Annotated in this window: 13 protein-coding genes; 8 read left to right on the top strand and 5 right to left on the bottom strand. The window is 43.7% G+C overall.

Annotation, left to right across the window (positions count from 1 at the left end):
• Window positions 1–53 precede the first annotated feature (53 nt).
• The 4 genes from GTW09_RS09555 to murA are packed head-to-tail and all read left to right on the top strand — an operon-like array spanning window position 54 to window position 2,560.
• Window positions 54–692 carry an MlaC/ttg2D family ABC transporter substrate-binding protein gene (locus GTW09_RS09555; protein ID WP_420809550.1) on the top strand — a complete coding sequence of 213 codons (639 nt, stop codon included), beginning with the start codon at window positions 54–56 and terminating at the stop codon, window positions 690–692.
• Window positions 689–997, top strand: coding sequence for an STAS domain-containing protein (locus GTW09_RS09550; protein ID WP_163111707.1), 309 nt, complete (start codon window positions 689–691; stop codon window positions 995–997). Before GTW09_RS09555 ends, GTW09_RS09550 begins: the two co-directional genes overlap by 4 nt.
• 30 nt (window positions 998–1,027) lie before the next feature.
• The gene (locus tag GTW09_RS09545; RefSeq protein ID WP_071978738.1) at window positions 1,028–1,285 is read left to right on the top strand and encodes a BolA family protein; all 258 of its coding nucleotides are present in this window, start codon (window positions 1,028–1,030) and stop codon (window positions 1,283–1,285) included.
• Window positions 1,286–1,297: 12 nt separating this feature from the next.
• On the top strand, window positions 1,298–2,560 hold the full coding sequence (gene murA / locus GTW09_RS09540) for a UDP-N-acetylglucosamine 1-carboxyvinyltransferase (protein WP_163111706.1): 1,263 nt from the start codon (window positions 1,298–1,300) through the stop codon (window positions 2,558–2,560).
• Window positions 2,561–2,706: 146 nt separating this feature from the next.
• Here murA and GTW09_RS09535 read toward each other — a convergent pair whose 3' ends face one another.
• The 3 genes from GTW09_RS09535 to GTW09_RS09525 form a co-directional block, all read right to left on the bottom strand.
• Window positions 2,707–3,786: a trypsin-like peptidase domain-containing protein gene (locus tag GTW09_RS09535; RefSeq protein ID WP_071978740.1), complete on the bottom strand. Its 1,080-nt coding sequence runs from the start codon at window positions 3,784–3,786 to the stop codon at window positions 2,707–2,709.
• 243 nt (window positions 3,787–4,029) lie between these two features.
• Window positions 4,030–5,400, bottom strand: coding sequence for a DegQ family serine endoprotease (locus tag GTW09_RS09530; protein WP_420809548.1), 1,371 nt, complete (start codon window positions 5,398–5,400; stop codon window positions 4,030–4,032).
• 82 nt (window positions 5,401–5,482) lie between these two features.
• Window positions 5,483–5,920, bottom strand: coding sequence for a ZapG family protein (locus GTW09_RS09525; RefSeq protein ID WP_163111705.1), 438 nt, complete (start codon window positions 5,918–5,920; stop codon window positions 5,483–5,485).
• Window positions 5,921–6,183: 263 nt separating this feature from the next.
• On the opposite strand from GTW09_RS09525, the gene zapE reads away from it, so the two are divergent.
• The 3 genes from zapE to GTW09_RS09510 all read left to right on the top strand — a co-directional run bounded on the left by zapE (window position 6,184) and on the right by GTW09_RS09510 (window position 10,333).
• Window positions 6,184–7,281, top strand: a complete 1,098-nt coding sequence (gene zapE / locus GTW09_RS09520; RefSeq protein WP_163111839.1) for a cell division protein ZapE — start codon at window positions 6,184–6,186, stop codon at window positions 7,279–7,281.
• 197 nt (window positions 7,282–7,478) lie between these two features.
• Complete coding sequence (locus GTW09_RS09515) at window positions 7,479–8,201, top strand: YebC/PmpR family DNA-binding transcriptional regulator (protein ID WP_163111704.1); 723 nt, start codon at window positions 7,479–7,481, stop codon at window positions 8,199–8,201.
• Window positions 8,202–8,536: 335 nt separating this feature from the next.
• Entirely contained in the window at window positions 8,537–10,333 is a 1,797-nt protein-coding gene (locus GTW09_RS09510; protein WP_163111703.1) for a tetratricopeptide repeat-containing diguanylate cyclase, read from the top strand.
• Window positions 10,334–10,506: 173 nt separating this feature from the next.
• Here GTW09_RS09510 and GTW09_RS09505 read toward each other — a convergent pair whose 3' ends face one another.
• The gene (locus tag GTW09_RS09505) at window positions 10,507–11,535 is read right to left on the bottom strand and encodes a branched-chain amino acid aminotransferase (RefSeq protein ID WP_275407118.1); all 1,029 of its coding nucleotides are present in this window, start codon (window positions 11,533–11,535) and stop codon (window positions 10,507–10,509) included.
• Window positions 11,536–11,737: 202 nt separating this feature from the next.
• A complete protein-coding gene (locus GTW09_RS09500) occupies window positions 11,738–14,605 on the bottom strand; it encodes a M16 family metallopeptidase (protein WP_163111701.1) in 2,868 nt (955 codons plus the stop codon).
• 271 nt (window positions 14,606–14,876) lie between these two features.
• On the opposite strand from GTW09_RS09500, the gene GTW09_RS09495 reads away from it, so the two are divergent.
• A complete protein-coding gene (locus GTW09_RS09495; protein WP_163111700.1) occupies window positions 14,877–15,995 on the top strand; it encodes an MDR/zinc-dependent alcohol dehydrogenase-like family protein in 1,119 nt (372 codons plus the stop codon).
• Window positions 15,996–16,069: the final 74 nt, after the last annotated feature.

Genomic DNA, 16,069 nt, shown 5'->3' with positions numbered 1-16,069 from the left:
ACAGACAGTTCGTTAGGAGAGTCACGTTGAAAAAGTTAATCGCCATTTTGAGCATGGTTGTAATGTCGTTTTACAGTGCGGTAAATGCACAGGAAGTTAACGAGCAGAACCCCTATGAGTTAGTTCATGGCGTGGCAAAGACCACTTTTGAGCGCATAAAGGCAAGTCAAGCTGAGATACAAGCCGACCCTGAAATGCTTCGCACTATTATGCAAGAAGAGTTAGTGCCTCATATCGACTACAAGTTTGCAGCGTTTATGGTGTTAGGTAAGCACTTTAAATCGGTACCCAAAGAAAAGATGGGCGAGTACATTAGCGTATTCCGTCAGTATCTTGTAACGACTTATGCCGTTGCTATGGGGTATTACGATGACCAAGAAGTTATCTTTGAGCCTGAGTCAGATTTTTCTAAAGAAAAGTCGGTGACCGTACGTGCGGTTGTAAAAGATCCTTCTCGTCCAGACATCAAAATTGCTTTCAAAGTGCGCAAAGACAGCAAAACAAACGAATGGAAAGCATATGACATGGTGGCTGAAGGCATAAGTATGCTAAACAGCAAGCGCAGTGAGTTCGAGTCAATTTTACGTACTGACGGTATTGACGCCGTTATTGCGCTAATGCGTGAGAAAATTGGTAAACCTGTTGAATTGAATCAAGGTGAGCCAATTGAAATAGACGGAGAGTCTGTGTGAGCCTTTTCGACGTTGACAACAGCACAGACATAAACGTACATGGTCATTTAGACCGCGATACCTTGTCGACAAACTTTTGGCAACAGCTCACCGCTCAGCAGCGTGAATCGCTTAAAGGCGCAGGAGCCTGCACGATAAATTTAAATGACGTAGAGCGCGTAGATAGCGCTGGATTGGCGTGGCTAATCAATGCGGTTAGGGATACCAATCAAAACGGTGTTAGCATGGTGTTTAAGCACATGCCAGAAAAGCTCGTTAAATTGGCTAAAATTAGCAATGTTGATGGCTTTTTAGCGGTAGAATAACGCCCAATCAACCAGATAAAGAAGTACATTATGGAACTGTCAGAGATAGAAAATATACTGAAGGAAGCATTAGACCTTCATGAGGTTCACGTAAAAGCCGAGGGGTCGCATTTTAATATTATTGCAGTAAGCGACTCATTTAATGAAATGAGCAGGGTGAAGCGTCAGCAGGCTGTTTATGCCCCACTTGCAGACAAAATTGCCGATGGTTCAATGCACGCTATTTCAATCAAAACTTTTTCAGTGAAAGACTGGGAGCGCGAGCGCCAGTTTAATATTCCTCAGTAATAGGCGCTTTTCGTGGATAAACTTGTAATTAAAAAGAGTCCTGCCCTGCAGGGGACAGTGAGAATTTCTGGTGCAAAAAATGCGGCACTGCCTTTGCTGATGACCAGCCTTCTAACAGACTCTCCATGCCGTTACACCAATGTACCCCGCCTTCGTGATATTAATACAACGACGTCGCTACTGAGAGAGCTAGGCGTTGAAGTAGCACAGCCATCGCCAAACGACGTATTAATAGATGCGAGCACGCTTGAGAGCGTGACGGCGTCTTACGACCTTGTGCGCACTATGCGAGCATCTATCTTGGTGCTTGGCCCTTTGTTAGCGAAACAAGGTAAAGCAAATGTATCCTTGCCCGGTGGCTGTGCCATTGGTGCTCGTCCTGTAAACCTTCATCTTACTGGCCTTGAAAAAATGGGCGCAATTATTGAAGTTGAAGAGGGTTACATTCGTGCCGAAGTGAAAGGTCGCTTGAAAGGTGCGCGTATATTTATGGATATGGTTAGCGTAGGGGCAACTGAAAATCTGCTAATGGCCGCGGCACTTGCCGACGGTACCACTGTATTAGAAAACGCAGCGCGAGAGCCTGAAATTGTGGACCTTGCCAACTGTCTAATTCAAATGGGTGCTAAAATTAGTGGTGCTGGTAGCGATAAAATTACTGTAGAGGGTGTCGAAACCTTAAACGGTTGCGACTATGCTGTGTTGCCTGATCGCATAGAAACGGGCACATTTCTCGTAGCTGCGGCCGCGACAGGCGGTAAAATTCGCTGTACCCACGCAGCGCCAGAAACGTTAGATGCAGTAATTGATAAGCTGGAGCAGGCCGGTGCAGACATTACCATAGGTGATGATTGGATTGAGCTTGATATGAAAGGGCAAAAGCCTAAAGCCGTGCGGGTAAAAACCGCGCCACATCCTGCTTTTCCAACGGATATGCAGGCGCAGTTTGTTACCCTAAATTGCGTTGCAGAAGGTACAGGCGTAATTACTGAAACTATCTTCGAAAATCGATTCATGCACGTGCCTGAGCTACAGCGCATGGGAGCTGAAATCGCGCTAGAAGCTAATTCCGCAGTATCTAAAGGTAGCTCCAAGCTTAAAGGCGCCCCCGTGATGGCAACCGACTTGCGCGCATCAGCCAGTTTAGTTATTGCAGGCCTTATCGCAGAGGGCGAAACTCATGTTAATCGAATCTATCATTTAGATAGAGGTTATGAGGCAATTGAAGAGAAACTAGGTGCTCTTGGCGCTAACATTGAAAGAATAAAAGAGTAAAAGAGTAAAAGAGTAAAAGAGTAGCAAAGAGTAGAATTTCAACTCCAAGCTCATTTCATGATTTAAGCGGTCTGCAAATTTAAACTAAAAAAAGCGCCTCGGCGCTTTTTTTATTGCAGATAAAAACCTGATTTTCAGCAAACAGATTACTGATTGGTTCTAAGTTCAGCCACTATGGCGGTTAGGGTTAGCGGCTCGTCGTTGCGGCTAACTTCTATTTCTAGCTTAGTTCCCGGCTTAGTTTCAGCAATCATATCCAGTGTTTTAGATGCGCTCTCTGCTCTTACACCATCAATAGACAGTATAATATCGCCAGGCCTCAATCCTGCAATATCTGCCGGACTGCCTTTTGCAACGGCAGTAACATCTATACCAGGAATACCCGCAAGGTTTCTTCTCTCACTGCCAATAAAGCCAAGTTGCCCACGGATTACACGACCATTACTAATAATTTCGTCCATTACGCGTTTAGCTAATTCATAAGGCACTGCAAAATTAATTCCATCTACATTTCGTACTCTGTTGCGAGAATCTCTTACCTGAAAGTTCGCGTTGGTAATGCCAAGTAATATGCCGTTACTGTCTACGAGTGCACCACCAGAGTTACCTTGATTTAACACCGCGTCGGTTTGAATAAAGTCGACATAATTCGACAAACCATTACGACCTGCGCGGCTTACAATGCCTTGGGTAATTGTCTGACCTAGGTCGAAGGGATTTCCTATTGCCATTACCACATCACCTACGTGGGTATCTGGCTCAGCAACCTGAGGAATAATGTTCAGGTTTTCTGCGGTTACCTTTAAAACAGCAAGGTCAGTGAGGGGATCGTTACCTACTATTTGTGCCTCAAGTCCTCGTCCATCTTGAACAGTGACATAAATACTATCTGCATTTTCCACTACATGATGACAGGTAAGAATGTACCCGTTTTCGGTCATGATAACCCCAGAACCTAAACTCGCTCGCTCTCGGGGTTGGTTTCTAAACAAGCCTGCGTCTGTTTCAATACTCACGCTATAAATGTTGACTACGGCGGGCGCTGAGCGACTTAGCGCGGCAAAATAACTTTCTCTGCTTGCGCTTACTGAGGGCTCGGTGAAAAGCCCGTTGGCAAATCCGTTACCCTGACGCAAGTCGGGTAAAAATAACAGCAATAGCGCAGCTACAGCAGCGCCAAGAACGACAGATTTTATGAAAAAGCGAATTATTGAGCGGCTTGTCACGAGTCACACTTATTTGTTAGTTAGCAATACGTATCGTTCATCTTCGCACTTCAATACATGCGAAAACTACCCACAGCTATTTATGATTATTGATTAAGTAAATTAGGATATCACTTTATTGATTAAACTACCGTAATCCTGATTGTTTTTTGTGTCATCTGTGTTTTTTCAATGCCACAAACAAAACAGCGCCCGAAGGCGCTGCTAACAAGTTTGGATTATACCACTCTGTCTAGTAGCCTTTTACTGTCTAATGACCAGATAAAGCGTTGAATTGCCGCGTTTTACATTAAGTGCGATAACACCTTTTGCTTCATCAAGGGCATTCCTAAAATCGGCTACACTTGATACACGAACGCGGTTAACGCCAATAATGACATCATCAGCCTGTAAACCAATGCGTGCCGCTGGTGCCCCTCGTTCAATGTCAGACACTATAACGCCAGCATTGCCAGAATCATCAGCGCCGTTCGTTAGTGTTGCACCTTCCAATGCTGGGTGAATTTGCGCAGCAGTTACCGTAGTTTCTGTAGCATCATCTAAGGTTACGTCTACAGACATCTCTTTGCCTTTACGCATAACCGTTAGCTCAACTTCTGCACCTGCGCCCATACTGGCTATTTTAGCGCGGAGCTCTTGGAAGCTGCTTAACTTTCTTCCGTTAATAGCAGTAATAATGTCGCCTGCTTGAAGTCCCGCTTTCTCTGCGGCAGATTCTGGCTGAACCTCATTCACAAAAGCACCGAGATTAATTTCAGCGTTCATAGCCTCAGCAAGACCCGCGTCAATATCGCTACCCAATATACCAAGAAGGCCTCGACGTACTTCACCATATTCAGCAATTTGATCGACCAGGTTTTTCATCATATTCGCAGGAATAGCGAACCCAATGCCTACGTTGCCGCCGTTCGGGCCAAATATGGCGGTATTAATACCAACCAGTTCACCGTGAAGGTTAACTAGAGCGCCACCAGAGTTACCACGGTTAATGGCTGCATCGGTTTGAATAAAATCTTCGTAGCCACCGATGTTTAGTCCTGAGCGGCCTAGCGCACTCACTATGCCAGAGGTCACGGTTTGCGATAATCCAAAGGGATTACCTATGGCTACTACGAAATCGCCCACTCTTATTTCGTCAGAATCTGCTAGTGGCAGAGCTTTTAAATCGTCAGGGTCAATTTTAAGCAGAGCAATATCGCTTTGTTCATCAGAGCCAAGTTTTTTAGCGACAAACTCCCGACCATCTGTAAGCTTAACGGTAATTTCATCTGCATTATCAACAACGTGATTGTTGGTAACAACGTAGCCTTTATCCGCATCGATTATGACACCCGAGCCTAAGCCCTTAAAAGGTCGCTCTTGAACTTGCTCTTGAGGAGGGGCGCCGAAAAAGTAACGAAACATTTCGGGCATGCGCTGACGAGAGGTTTGTGTACCTTCAACAGCAATACTCACAACAGCAGGAGTGGCCTCTTCGAGCATGGGGGCTAAAGAGGGTACTTCTGCTTTTTTATCAGAAAAGAAAGGCAATGCCGCCTGTGTGGTAGCGGTAAAGCCTAATGAACTAACAACAACGGCTGACGCCACAAGACATTGGCGAAAAGACATTTTCATGTTCGCTTACACTCCTTAATGTTATATGCGATAAAGCATGGTTTCACTAAAAGAGTCTGTGGCCTTCGTAAAGTTCCTGAAATTACTGTTTTTCTGCGGTATTTTGCTCAGAACCGCCGACGAACAGCCCAGAACCTGAATTAGCAAAGTCTTTAGGCTGCGTATCTGAGACCCGCTGAACCCTAGACTTATCAGACCCTTTTAGGTTGTTACGTAAATACGTTGTAGCTTGCTCCCCGTAAAAGGGAACCTTACTGTCATTATCATCACCATTTTGCTCAAGTAGCGCTTCATACTCTTCAAGCTGTTGCTTGAGCACATCGCATTGCCCTTCAATACTCTCTAGGCTCTGACGCGTTTGATGTATGTGGTGCTGCGCTTGCTGGGCAAGGATTTCTTTAACTTGCTTTTCTGTTTGTGCAGCATTACCCGCCCCTTTTTTCGATTGGGCAAACCGGCCGACAAAAAAGCCAATTACTACCCCAACGACTAACAACGCAAGAGATACTAACAATTCCATTATATTCTCCGAATCAATCTACATCCCACAGCACGACCTTTCATACGAGGTAAATACTGCTTTCGACCATAACTTGAATATAGCAAGGTCGAACCTTAAAAGCGCATTGTTCGTTACATTAATTGTGATAATGACGAGTTGCGCTCTCTATGAGCGAGTGATTCTACCGTGATTTTCATTAAAATTAAGGTCATAATTAATAAATTCAAGCAGGTCGGTGCAGCGTGCACCACTATTGACATTCGGATGGAGTGGTTTTGGCGATGACGCCTTGGGAAAAATATCAGCAAGATCTTCAGTTAGCCGATTTTCATTACGATGCTGCGCAAGAAACGGCAGTGAAAGAACTTCAACGTTTATACGACGAACTTACTCAGCCCGAAAGAAAAATGACGTGGCGAGTTAAGCTAAAAGCGGCCTTTGGGAAAGGGCACTTAACACCGGGTATTCAGGGCATTTATTTTTATGGTGGCGTAGGGCGTGGAAAAACGTATTTGGTAGATACATTTTTTGAGTGTCTGCCGTTTGATAAAAAGATGCGAGTTCACTTTCATCGTTTTATGCATCGTATTCACGATGAGTTAAAGCAGTTAAAGAACGAGCAAGATCCACTCAAAATAATAGCGTTGAAAATTGCCAAAGAAGCTCGGGTTATCTGTTTTGACGAGTTTTTTGTTTCCGATATTACAGATGCCATGATACTGGGAACACTTATGGAAGAATTGTTTAGTCATGGCATTGTGCTGGTGGCAACTTCCAATATTATCCCAGATGACCTCTATAAAAATGGTCTGCAGCGGGCTAGATTTTTACCAGCAATAGATTTAATTAACCAAAATACCCGTGTTGTAAACGTAGACAGCGGCATTGATTATCGTTTACGTACTCTTGAACAGGCGGAAATTTACCATTATCCATTAGATAAACAAGCTACGGAAAATCTCATCAATTATTTTACTCAACTTGCGCCAGAGCCAGGGTCTGAGAATGAAATAATTGAAGTAAACAATCGCCAGATACCGACGATGCGAAACGCAGACGGCGTATTAATGATTGAGTTTGAAAGTTTATGTAAAGGCCCGCGTAGCCAAAGCGATTACATCGAGCTTAGTCGCTGCTATCACTCTGTGTTGTTGGCAAACGTAGAACAAATGGGTCAGGGCACCGACGACGTGGCAAGGCGCTTTATTGCCATGGTTGATGAGTTTTACGAGCGCAATGTAAAGCTGATCATCTCAGCACAGGTTGCCCTAGAAGAACTGTACACAGAGGGCTTGCTTAGCTTTGAATTTAGACGCTGTTTAAGCCGGCTAAAAGAAATGCAGTCTCATGACTACCTAGCCACTGAGCACCTTCCGTAGCGAGCGATGGGCAAAGTAAAACGCTATAAACACTGTATTGTTGTGCTTAAACTAAGTAGAATTATGACATAACTATTGCGCTTTATGTGAAGATAATCATATACCGATAGCCAATGTAGTGGATTGGTAATGGCAGGCGCATCAACCCGATAAAATACGCAAAGTTGCACTAAAATTGCGAGGAAGAGAATCTTAAGATGGGAAGAGCATTCGAAGTAAGAAAAAACGCCATGGCGAAAACTGCTGGGGCGAAAACCAAGGTTTACTCAAAGTACGGTAAAGAGATTTACGTTTGTGCGAAAAATGGCGGAACGGATCCGGACACCAACCTTTCACTACGCCGCCTTATGGAAAAAGCCAAAAAGGACCAAGTTCCAGGCCACGTTATAGATAAGGCGATAGATAAAGCTGCAGGTGGTGTAGGTGAAGATTTCCAACCTATGCGTTATGAAGGTTTTGGACCAGGTAACTGTATGGTTATTGTCGACTGTCTTTCAGATAATGCTAACCGTACTATCACTGAAGTTCGTAACTGCTTCACAAAAACTAATGCAAAGCTAGGTGCCCAAGGCGCGGTATCACATATGTTCGATCACCAAGCTGTATTTCAGTTTGAAGGTGACGACGAAGATGCTATTTTAGAAGTATTGATGGAAGCTGATGTTGATGTTACCGACGTTGAAGTAAACGACGGCAAAGTAACGGTATACGCGCCGCACACAGAGTTCTACCAAGTAAAAACTGCACTCACAGAGGCGTATCCAGATATTAGCTTTATTGCCGACGAAATGAGCTGGATGCCGCAAACTGAAACAGAGATTAGCGAAGAAGATATGCCCATGTTCGAAAAATTCATGGACATGTTGAACGATTGTGACGACGTGCAAGACGTTTATCACAACGCAATAACGCCAAGTTAATTAGTAAGACTACATTCGATTTAAAAAAGTCGACGGTAAATCTGCATAAATCCTTAATGCCCTCAACTACGAGGGCATTTTTATTGGCCGTTAGTGGGACAAATTGATCTTTGCTTATTTAGGCTGAAACCTGCAATTTGGGAATATTGTAGCCTGGGAAGTGGAATAATGCTCTTTGCCTGGTAGCTCAACCAATATAAGTAAGTTTTTTACTTGTTTAATCTATAAGCAATCCCTTATGATTAAAAAAGTTTAAAGTAGTCGTGACGCTTAGCATTATCAATAACCTGACATTTTGATGTCGTTGCACTAATCCCCAAGGAATGAGAGCAGTAATGTTATATCGATTTATTGTCGTTCTAGTACTTATTCTTCCTCTAGCGAGTGCTGTTGCGAACGAGAAGCGTATTGCGATAATAGAAAAACAACTTGCTGTAATTAGTCAAGAAAGCACTGACAGAATGCTGCTTTTAATAGAACTGGCAACGATATACTTGTACAAAAAACCTGCCTTAGCTGAACAATACGCTCTCGAGGCACTTCCTATCACCGTTGATAAAGAGGATGATGTCAGTAGAGCTAGAGCCTCTCGCTTAATTGGCATGGCGAGTATGTATCAAGGTAAAAATGATGAAGCTTTTACCTATTTGACGCAAGCAATGAGTGTTGCCCGTATAACTAAAGACCCTCACCTCCTTTCTATCTGTAATCGCTCCTTGGGCGTTTTTTATGAGCTTACTGTCGATTACGACAAAGCCATGAAGTTTTATATAGATGCATTAAAGTTTGCAAAACAAAGCGACGACATCACTGATTTAGCCATGGTTTATGGAAACTTAGGGAATGTGCTTAATTCTCAAGGCGATTTTAGTGAAGCCATCAATTATTTTCAAAAAGCCAAAGACATTCATAAGCAAACAAACAATTTAGAAATGGAGCTAAACATTGCGACTGGTCTTGGCATTTCATACTTAAAATCAAAACAGTTAGATAAAGCGCAAGAAATATTTGAAAGTGTTCTCGCTAACAATGGCGTTATCGTTAACTTTACCTACAGCGAGGCCAGCGCCAACTTAGCCCATGTTTATCAAGAGAAAGGGCTGCATGAAAAAGCCATTAAAATGTACCAGCATGTTATTGAAGATTCAAAAGCGGGGTCTTACCCGCAAGCGCTGGCATCAGCATACCTTGGTTTGGCGGGGTTATACGAAACATTAGAGCGATTTGACGATGCGCTGCGCCTGTATCGTCAGGGTATTATAAAAGTCAAAAATAAAACATCGGTAGAAAGTGAAATTGCGCTTTATGAAAGTTTAGCTATGTTACAACTTCAGCTGGGCAACTATGAGGAGGCTGCGCGGATTCAAGCTGAATACATTGCTAGAAGAAATACTATCCAACCGGTTACCCAGTCTGGAATAATCAGAAAGCTCGAAGCGCAAATAAAAAGCGAAAGGGAATTAATTAAACTGCAAGAAAATCTGATTCAGCGAGAAAGAGAGGCACGCAACGCGTCTTTCTACCTTTTTTCCGCCATCGTTATCTCACTTATTTGCGCTGTATTGTTTCTTACACTAATGCTGAGAAGGCAAAAGTTGCTGAGACTTGAACAGGCTAATCAGCTTTTAGCCGATACATCTGAAACTGACTATTTAACCGGAATAGGAAACCGTCGCTATCTTGAACGTAAGTTTACTAGTATGCAGGGGGCTAATATTCAAAGCGCTTTCTTACTGATAGATATCGATTACTTCAAGGAAATCAACGATACCTACGGGCATGACGCTGGTGATAAAGTATTAATCGCTCTAACTAACGCATTGCAGTCTATGTGCGGTAAAGGCAAGGATAATGCTGACATTTTTGCCCGCATTGGTGGTGAAGAGTTCGTTATTATGACGTTTAATAAAGAGCCTGAAGCCGCCGTAGACTTTGCCGAGAGCCTGAGAGAGCGCGTTGAAGGAATGGCACTACCAAGTGACTGTCCAAAAGGCCTTAACCTTACTGTAAGTATTGGTGTCGCTACAGCAAGTATGGAGCACGCTAAGTATGATGATTTATACAAACATTCAGATTGGGCGCTATATCAAGCTAAAAACCGCGGTAGAAATCAAGTCGCGCTTTATTCCTAATAAAGAATAAAGGGGGTCAGAACCGAATTAAGCAAGCCTGCAAACCCTCCAGTTGCATTAAAATGTATTATTAAAAGGAGTTAGGTAACTCGCCATTCGTCACCTAACACCTGTCACAATAAAGCCGCTACGGGCTAGTCTTTTAAAAGTCGAACACTAATAAACGCGATGTATTACGACTTGATTTTCACTAACCAATTATGCGTATCTTCAGCTTTGCCCCACTGAATATCGTTCAGCGCTTGGCGTAGCTTCATTGTTATTGGGCCTGCCTCGCCGTTACCTACTTGATACTCTTTTTCATTATGAATGAGTGTTCCAACTGGCGTAAGTACGGCTGCGGTGCCAGATAAAGCTGCTTCAGTGCCAGGTTTGGCCGCTCTTTCCAGCAATTCAGCAACGGTAAGCTCTCTTTCGCTTACGGTCATGCCGTGATCCTTTGCAAGCTGCAGCACGGTTGCTCGGGTAACTCCGTGTAAAAATGTTGAATCTAATGCTTTTGTGATGATTTCGTTACCATCCACAAGAAGGAAGTTTGCTGCTCCAGTCTCTTGAACATCACCATTGGGGCAAAACAATATTTGGTCTGCCTGAACTTCTTCTCTGGCCTTTAGGATAGGTGGTAGTGCACTGGCGTAATTGCCACCGCTTTTTACCATACCCATGTGCGGCGCACAGCGCATACCTGTTTCATCTAGCAACAAGCGCAGCGGCTTTAAGCCACCAGCAAAATAATCACCCACGGGTGATAAAAGAACATATAGCATTGATGTGGCCGAAGGCGCTGCTGCTTTACCGATAGACGCTTCAGTACCCACATGCGTTGGGCGGATGTACATTGAACCAGGAGGCTCTGGTACTTCAGAGCTGTATTTTGCTACCACATCTAGGATCATCTTCTCAACTTGCGCTTTGTCTATTTCTGGCAAGTTAAGTAAACGACTGCTTTGCGCAAACCGTTCGATGTTTTTATCCATGCGAAAAATGTTAATACTGCCATCTTCGTGTTTAAACGCCTTAAGACCCTCGAAACACGTGCTCGAGTAATGAAGAACATGAGCGCCAGGATGCATTTGTATAGCGTCTGCACTGACAAACTCTGTCTCAGACCATGCGTCGTTTTCAAAGCGGGTAAGCGCCATTTCAGGCATGAATACGGTACCGAATACGGCCATTTGGGGTTCCTGTTTATGTGTTCTCAAAAATACTGCGATGAGTTTATCAAAAATTACCCTGTTTGCTAAAAGAATGTGCAAAAGGAAACACGGTTTAGGTGTCAAAATGTAAACTTTTGCCGTTTACAGTTAAAAAAGCCCCATCGTGACAGAGAACAGACGGGGCTTTTGGTTCAAATATTTCAATCGTAAATAGAACCAATCTTGTGAATTGGGATGTTATTCAAGGCTACAAAGTATTACCATGAATATCGAGTTCCACAAAATTAGCGTTTAACGCCTTTGAAAAAGCTTTCACCTTTTCCCGCTGCGTGGCTCCGTCGCCCGCGACAACGTAAATCATTTCAGGCTCTTGTATATAGGTGTCTATCACTCTATGCACTTCACTTAAATTTGCGTTTAGAGCGTATTCCTGCTGTTTTTTAACGTAATTAACTGGGCGCGCATATTCACTGATATCTTCAAGCATACGAAGTTTACTACCAAGGGTTTCAAATGCTCTCGCGTTACCTTTTATGACCATATTTTGCATAACGGAAAGGTCTTCCTCGTTAAACGTATCTTTGTAATCGCCCACTAGGCGTTTGAATTCCTCTAGCGATTCCTTAGTGACATTGCTTCTCACCTGAGAGCTGGCGATAAATGCAGAATTGTAAGGACCACCTCTTACATACGAGTATGCGCCGTAGGTGTATCCCTTCTCAATTCTCAAGGTTTGCGCCAATCGTCCGCTAATTCCGCCACCGAGTGATGTGTTCGCGTATTCAATGGGGTAGATATCGTCATTTTGTGCATTAGGCAGCAGTTTACCCATATAGATAACTGATTGCTTTGCATCTGGAATATCAATAAAGAATACTCGGCTATCTTCCGACGTAGTGGCAGGTTTAAGCTTAGGTAGTGAAGCTGTAGCGCCAGACCAATCCCTGAACGAGGAAAGCGCGGCAACTACTGATTCTTTATCTACCGCACCAACACTGTGGTATTGGCTGCCTCGTGGTTTGATATTTTTGGCGTAATAGTTTTCAACATCTTTCAATGTAATGTTGTCTACGCTGGTGAGCGTGCCACCTGTGGCGATGCCTAGCGGGTGATCGTCGCCGTAAAGTTTAGTAGAGAAAACATTAAACGCGGTGCGCGAGGGGTTGCTCAAGCTCTGCTTGATATTTGTTAGTTGAGCCTGTTTTATTCTATCAAAGTCAGCCTGTTTAAAGGCAGGCATGGTGAGCATTTCAGAGACCAACGCCATTGTCTCGCGGTAGTTTTTAGCAAGCACACTTCCTCGAAGCGTAATATCGTACTTCGATGCGTTTACGCTTAGGGACGCGCCAAGTAGACCAAGCGCTTGTTCAAACTCTGCCGCCGTTCTTTTTTCGGTACCCTCAAATAACATATCAGCAAGAAGCGCTGATGTGCCTTCTTTACCGCTAGCGTCTAACAGCTGGCCGCCTGGAAAGCGCATGCTGAAATTGACTAATGGCAGCTCTGTATCTTCAATTCCATAAGCATGAATACCCAGATCGGTAGTATGTTGCCACACATCAGGAACATTGATAGCAGGTAGCTCTGTGAGTGCGGGTTCACTGCGATCGTTTTTAGTTTCGGTACGCTTAAATACCACGCTATCCGATTCGTTAAACTCTTTTTCTGCACCCTCTATGATTTGCTCTTCAACCACATTGGCTTTAATTGCGTTATCCATAGCAAGCTCAGCTTCGCCCTTAGGAACGAAGTTAGTAATAACGGCAGGCTTGTTAAACACATACTGCTTAAATACACGCATGATGTCTTCGGTAGTGACGCTATTTATTTGCGCAATTTCAGTATTATAAAAATCAGGAGATTGTGCATACTCATTGTATATTCCAAGCTGTAGCGACTTATTAAGAATGCTTTCAAACTGCTCGTAAAACGCGGTTTCAGTTTTCGCGCGTATGCGAGTGAGTTGTGTATCGGTAACACCTTTGTTTTTAAAAGTTTCTAAACCTTGTTCAATGAGTGCGTGTACTTCATCTAACGGCTGGCCTGAATTTGCCCGTACTCGCAATGTAAATGTTCCAGCAACTTCTTGAGCAGAGTGGTAGGCAGAAACATTAGGAGCCACTTGTTTTTCAGTAACCAATAACTCGTATAGCGGTGTGTCTTTAGACCCTGCCAGTAATTCGCCAAGCATATCAAGGGCGTATGCGTCGGGATGATATTGCTCAACGGTAGGTAGCGTAATTCTAATTTCAGGAAGGCGCGCAAAATTATCTTCATGTACCAGAGTAATATCGCTGTCTAATGACACTGGCATAGGCTCTATTGGGTCAACCGACTTACCGGCATCAATTTCGCCAAACCAATAAGCCACTTTTTCTTTTGTTTCTTCAATGTCGATATCACCGGCAATGACTAAGGTTACATTCGACGGAGTGTAGAACTCGTTGTAAAACCCTTTTACATCATCTAGTGTCGCCGCTTGTAAGTCTTCTAAGTCGCCAATAACCGTCCAGCTGTAAGGGTGTCCTTCAGGGTAAAGTGCCTTGCGAATAACGTGATCGGTATGGCCATAAGGGCGGTTATCCACACGCTGGCGCTTTTCATTTTTTACTACCTGCTTTTCGCGCTCAAGGGTAGGCTCGGTAACCGTATTGATCATAAAGCCTAAACGGTCGGAGTCTATCCAAAGCAGTTTATCAAACGCATCTTTTGGTACTACTTCATAATAAATAGTGCCGTCACTCCAGGTTCCACCATTTCGACTACCACCTAATTCAGGGATCATTTTTCGATTGGCGCCTTTAGGCACATTTTCAGAATCGTTAAAGGCCATGTGCTCAAAGAAGTGGGCAAATCCTGTTCTACCGGGCTTTTCTCTGTTTGAGCCTACGTGCACCACAGTGGCAAGGGATACAATAGGGTCAGACTTATCTTCGTGCAAAATGACCGTTAAGCCGTTGTCTAATTGATATTTCTCGTAATCGATTTTAAGACCTGGTTCTTCGGCCTTCGTTTCTTTTTTTGCGATATCGTTAGAGGAAGGCGCAGTAGGGGCACATGCGGTTACCGCCGTTGCCAAAGCAAAAATACCTAAGAGGTAAGTACCTGCTTTCATGGAGTAAATCCTTTTTTTAAGTGGATGCTAATCGCTCTACAATAGTGATTATTGGTGATGGGTACAAGTTGCTGGTGGTTTTAGAAATAGGCGAAAGTACCTTTTTGTAAAGTACAACTGACTGCATAAGTACAACAGCCGGCACCGTGTACCGATTAACTCTTATGATTGCCTATCCACCTAAGTTATTCGCGTGCGGCTTTTCTTAGTGCTAGCGTAAGGTTATAAGCAAACGCTATTACTTAATATAATTACACGGAGAATGATTACTGTGACAACATCAAAACAACTACTAACAAAAATCACTTCACAAGGTCAGCTAGAAATTAACCTCGTTGACTCTGATATTCCCGAACCTAAAGCACATCAAGTTGTTGTTAAAATTGAAGCCACACCTATCAATCCCTCTGATATGTGGCCCATGTTTGGCCCTGCAAATTTGAATGAAGCCACCTTCGATGCCAATAAGGGACAGTTAACAGCCCCCGTGCACCCTGGTTTACTACCTCGTATAAAATCTCGCCTGGATATGTCACTGCCTATCGGTAATGAAGGGGCTGGCGTAGTAGTCGCTGCCGGTGAAAGCGAAGCGGCGCAGTCTATGTTAGGTAAAACAGTAGCAGTATTATCGGGTGCATGTTTTGCGCAGTATTGCTGTGTACCGGTTCAAGCGTGCATTGTTCATAAAGAAGAGACTACGCCACAGCAAGCCGCGTCTTCATTTGTAAACCCGCTAACGGCATTGGGTATGGTAGAAACCATGCGCATGGAAGGTCATAGTGCATTGGTTCATACAGCAGCGGCCTCTAACTTAGGTATTATGCTAAACAAAATTTGTATTGCCGAAGGCGTGCCCTTGGTCAATATAGTACGTAAGCAGTCTCAAGCTGATTTACTCACTGAGATTGGCGCAAAATACGTGTGCAACTCATCAAGCGATAGTTTCAAAAAAGATCTCTACAAAGCCATTGAAGAAACCGGTGCTACATTGGCGTTTGATGCCATTGGTGGGGGCGAGTTAGTAAGCGACATACTAACGGCAATGGAAGCGGTTGGAAGCAAAGACGCCGAAGGTTTCAATACCTACGGCTCAGACGCCAACAAACAAGTTTACATTTATGGCGGCCTAGACTTTTCACCTACTATATTAAACCGTGCCTACGGCATGACTTGGGGAATTGGCGGGTGGCTATTAATGCGCTTCTTAGGCAAGCTAGCCCCAGAAAAAGTGGGGGCGCTACATCATCGTGTAGCAAATGAAATTAACACCACGTTTAAGAGCGACTTCACCGATGTATTAAGCTTAGAAGAAGCATTGCAGCCTGAAAAAATTGCTCAATACAATGCGAAAAAAACCGGTGAGAAGTATTTAATTAATCCACAGAAATAGATTTTAATTTTATGAGTAAAAAAGCCACCTTTTGATGAAAGGTGGCTTCCTATAGTCGCTAAGGGCGTCTTATA

Source organism: Alteromonas hispanica (genome assembly GCF_010500915.1).
Classification (GTDB): Bacteria; Pseudomonadota; Gammaproteobacteria; order Enterobacterales; family Alteromonadaceae; genus Alteromonas; species Alteromonas hispanica.
Note: the sequence above shows the minus strand (reverse complement) of the source record. Positions and strands in the feature narration are given on the sequence as shown.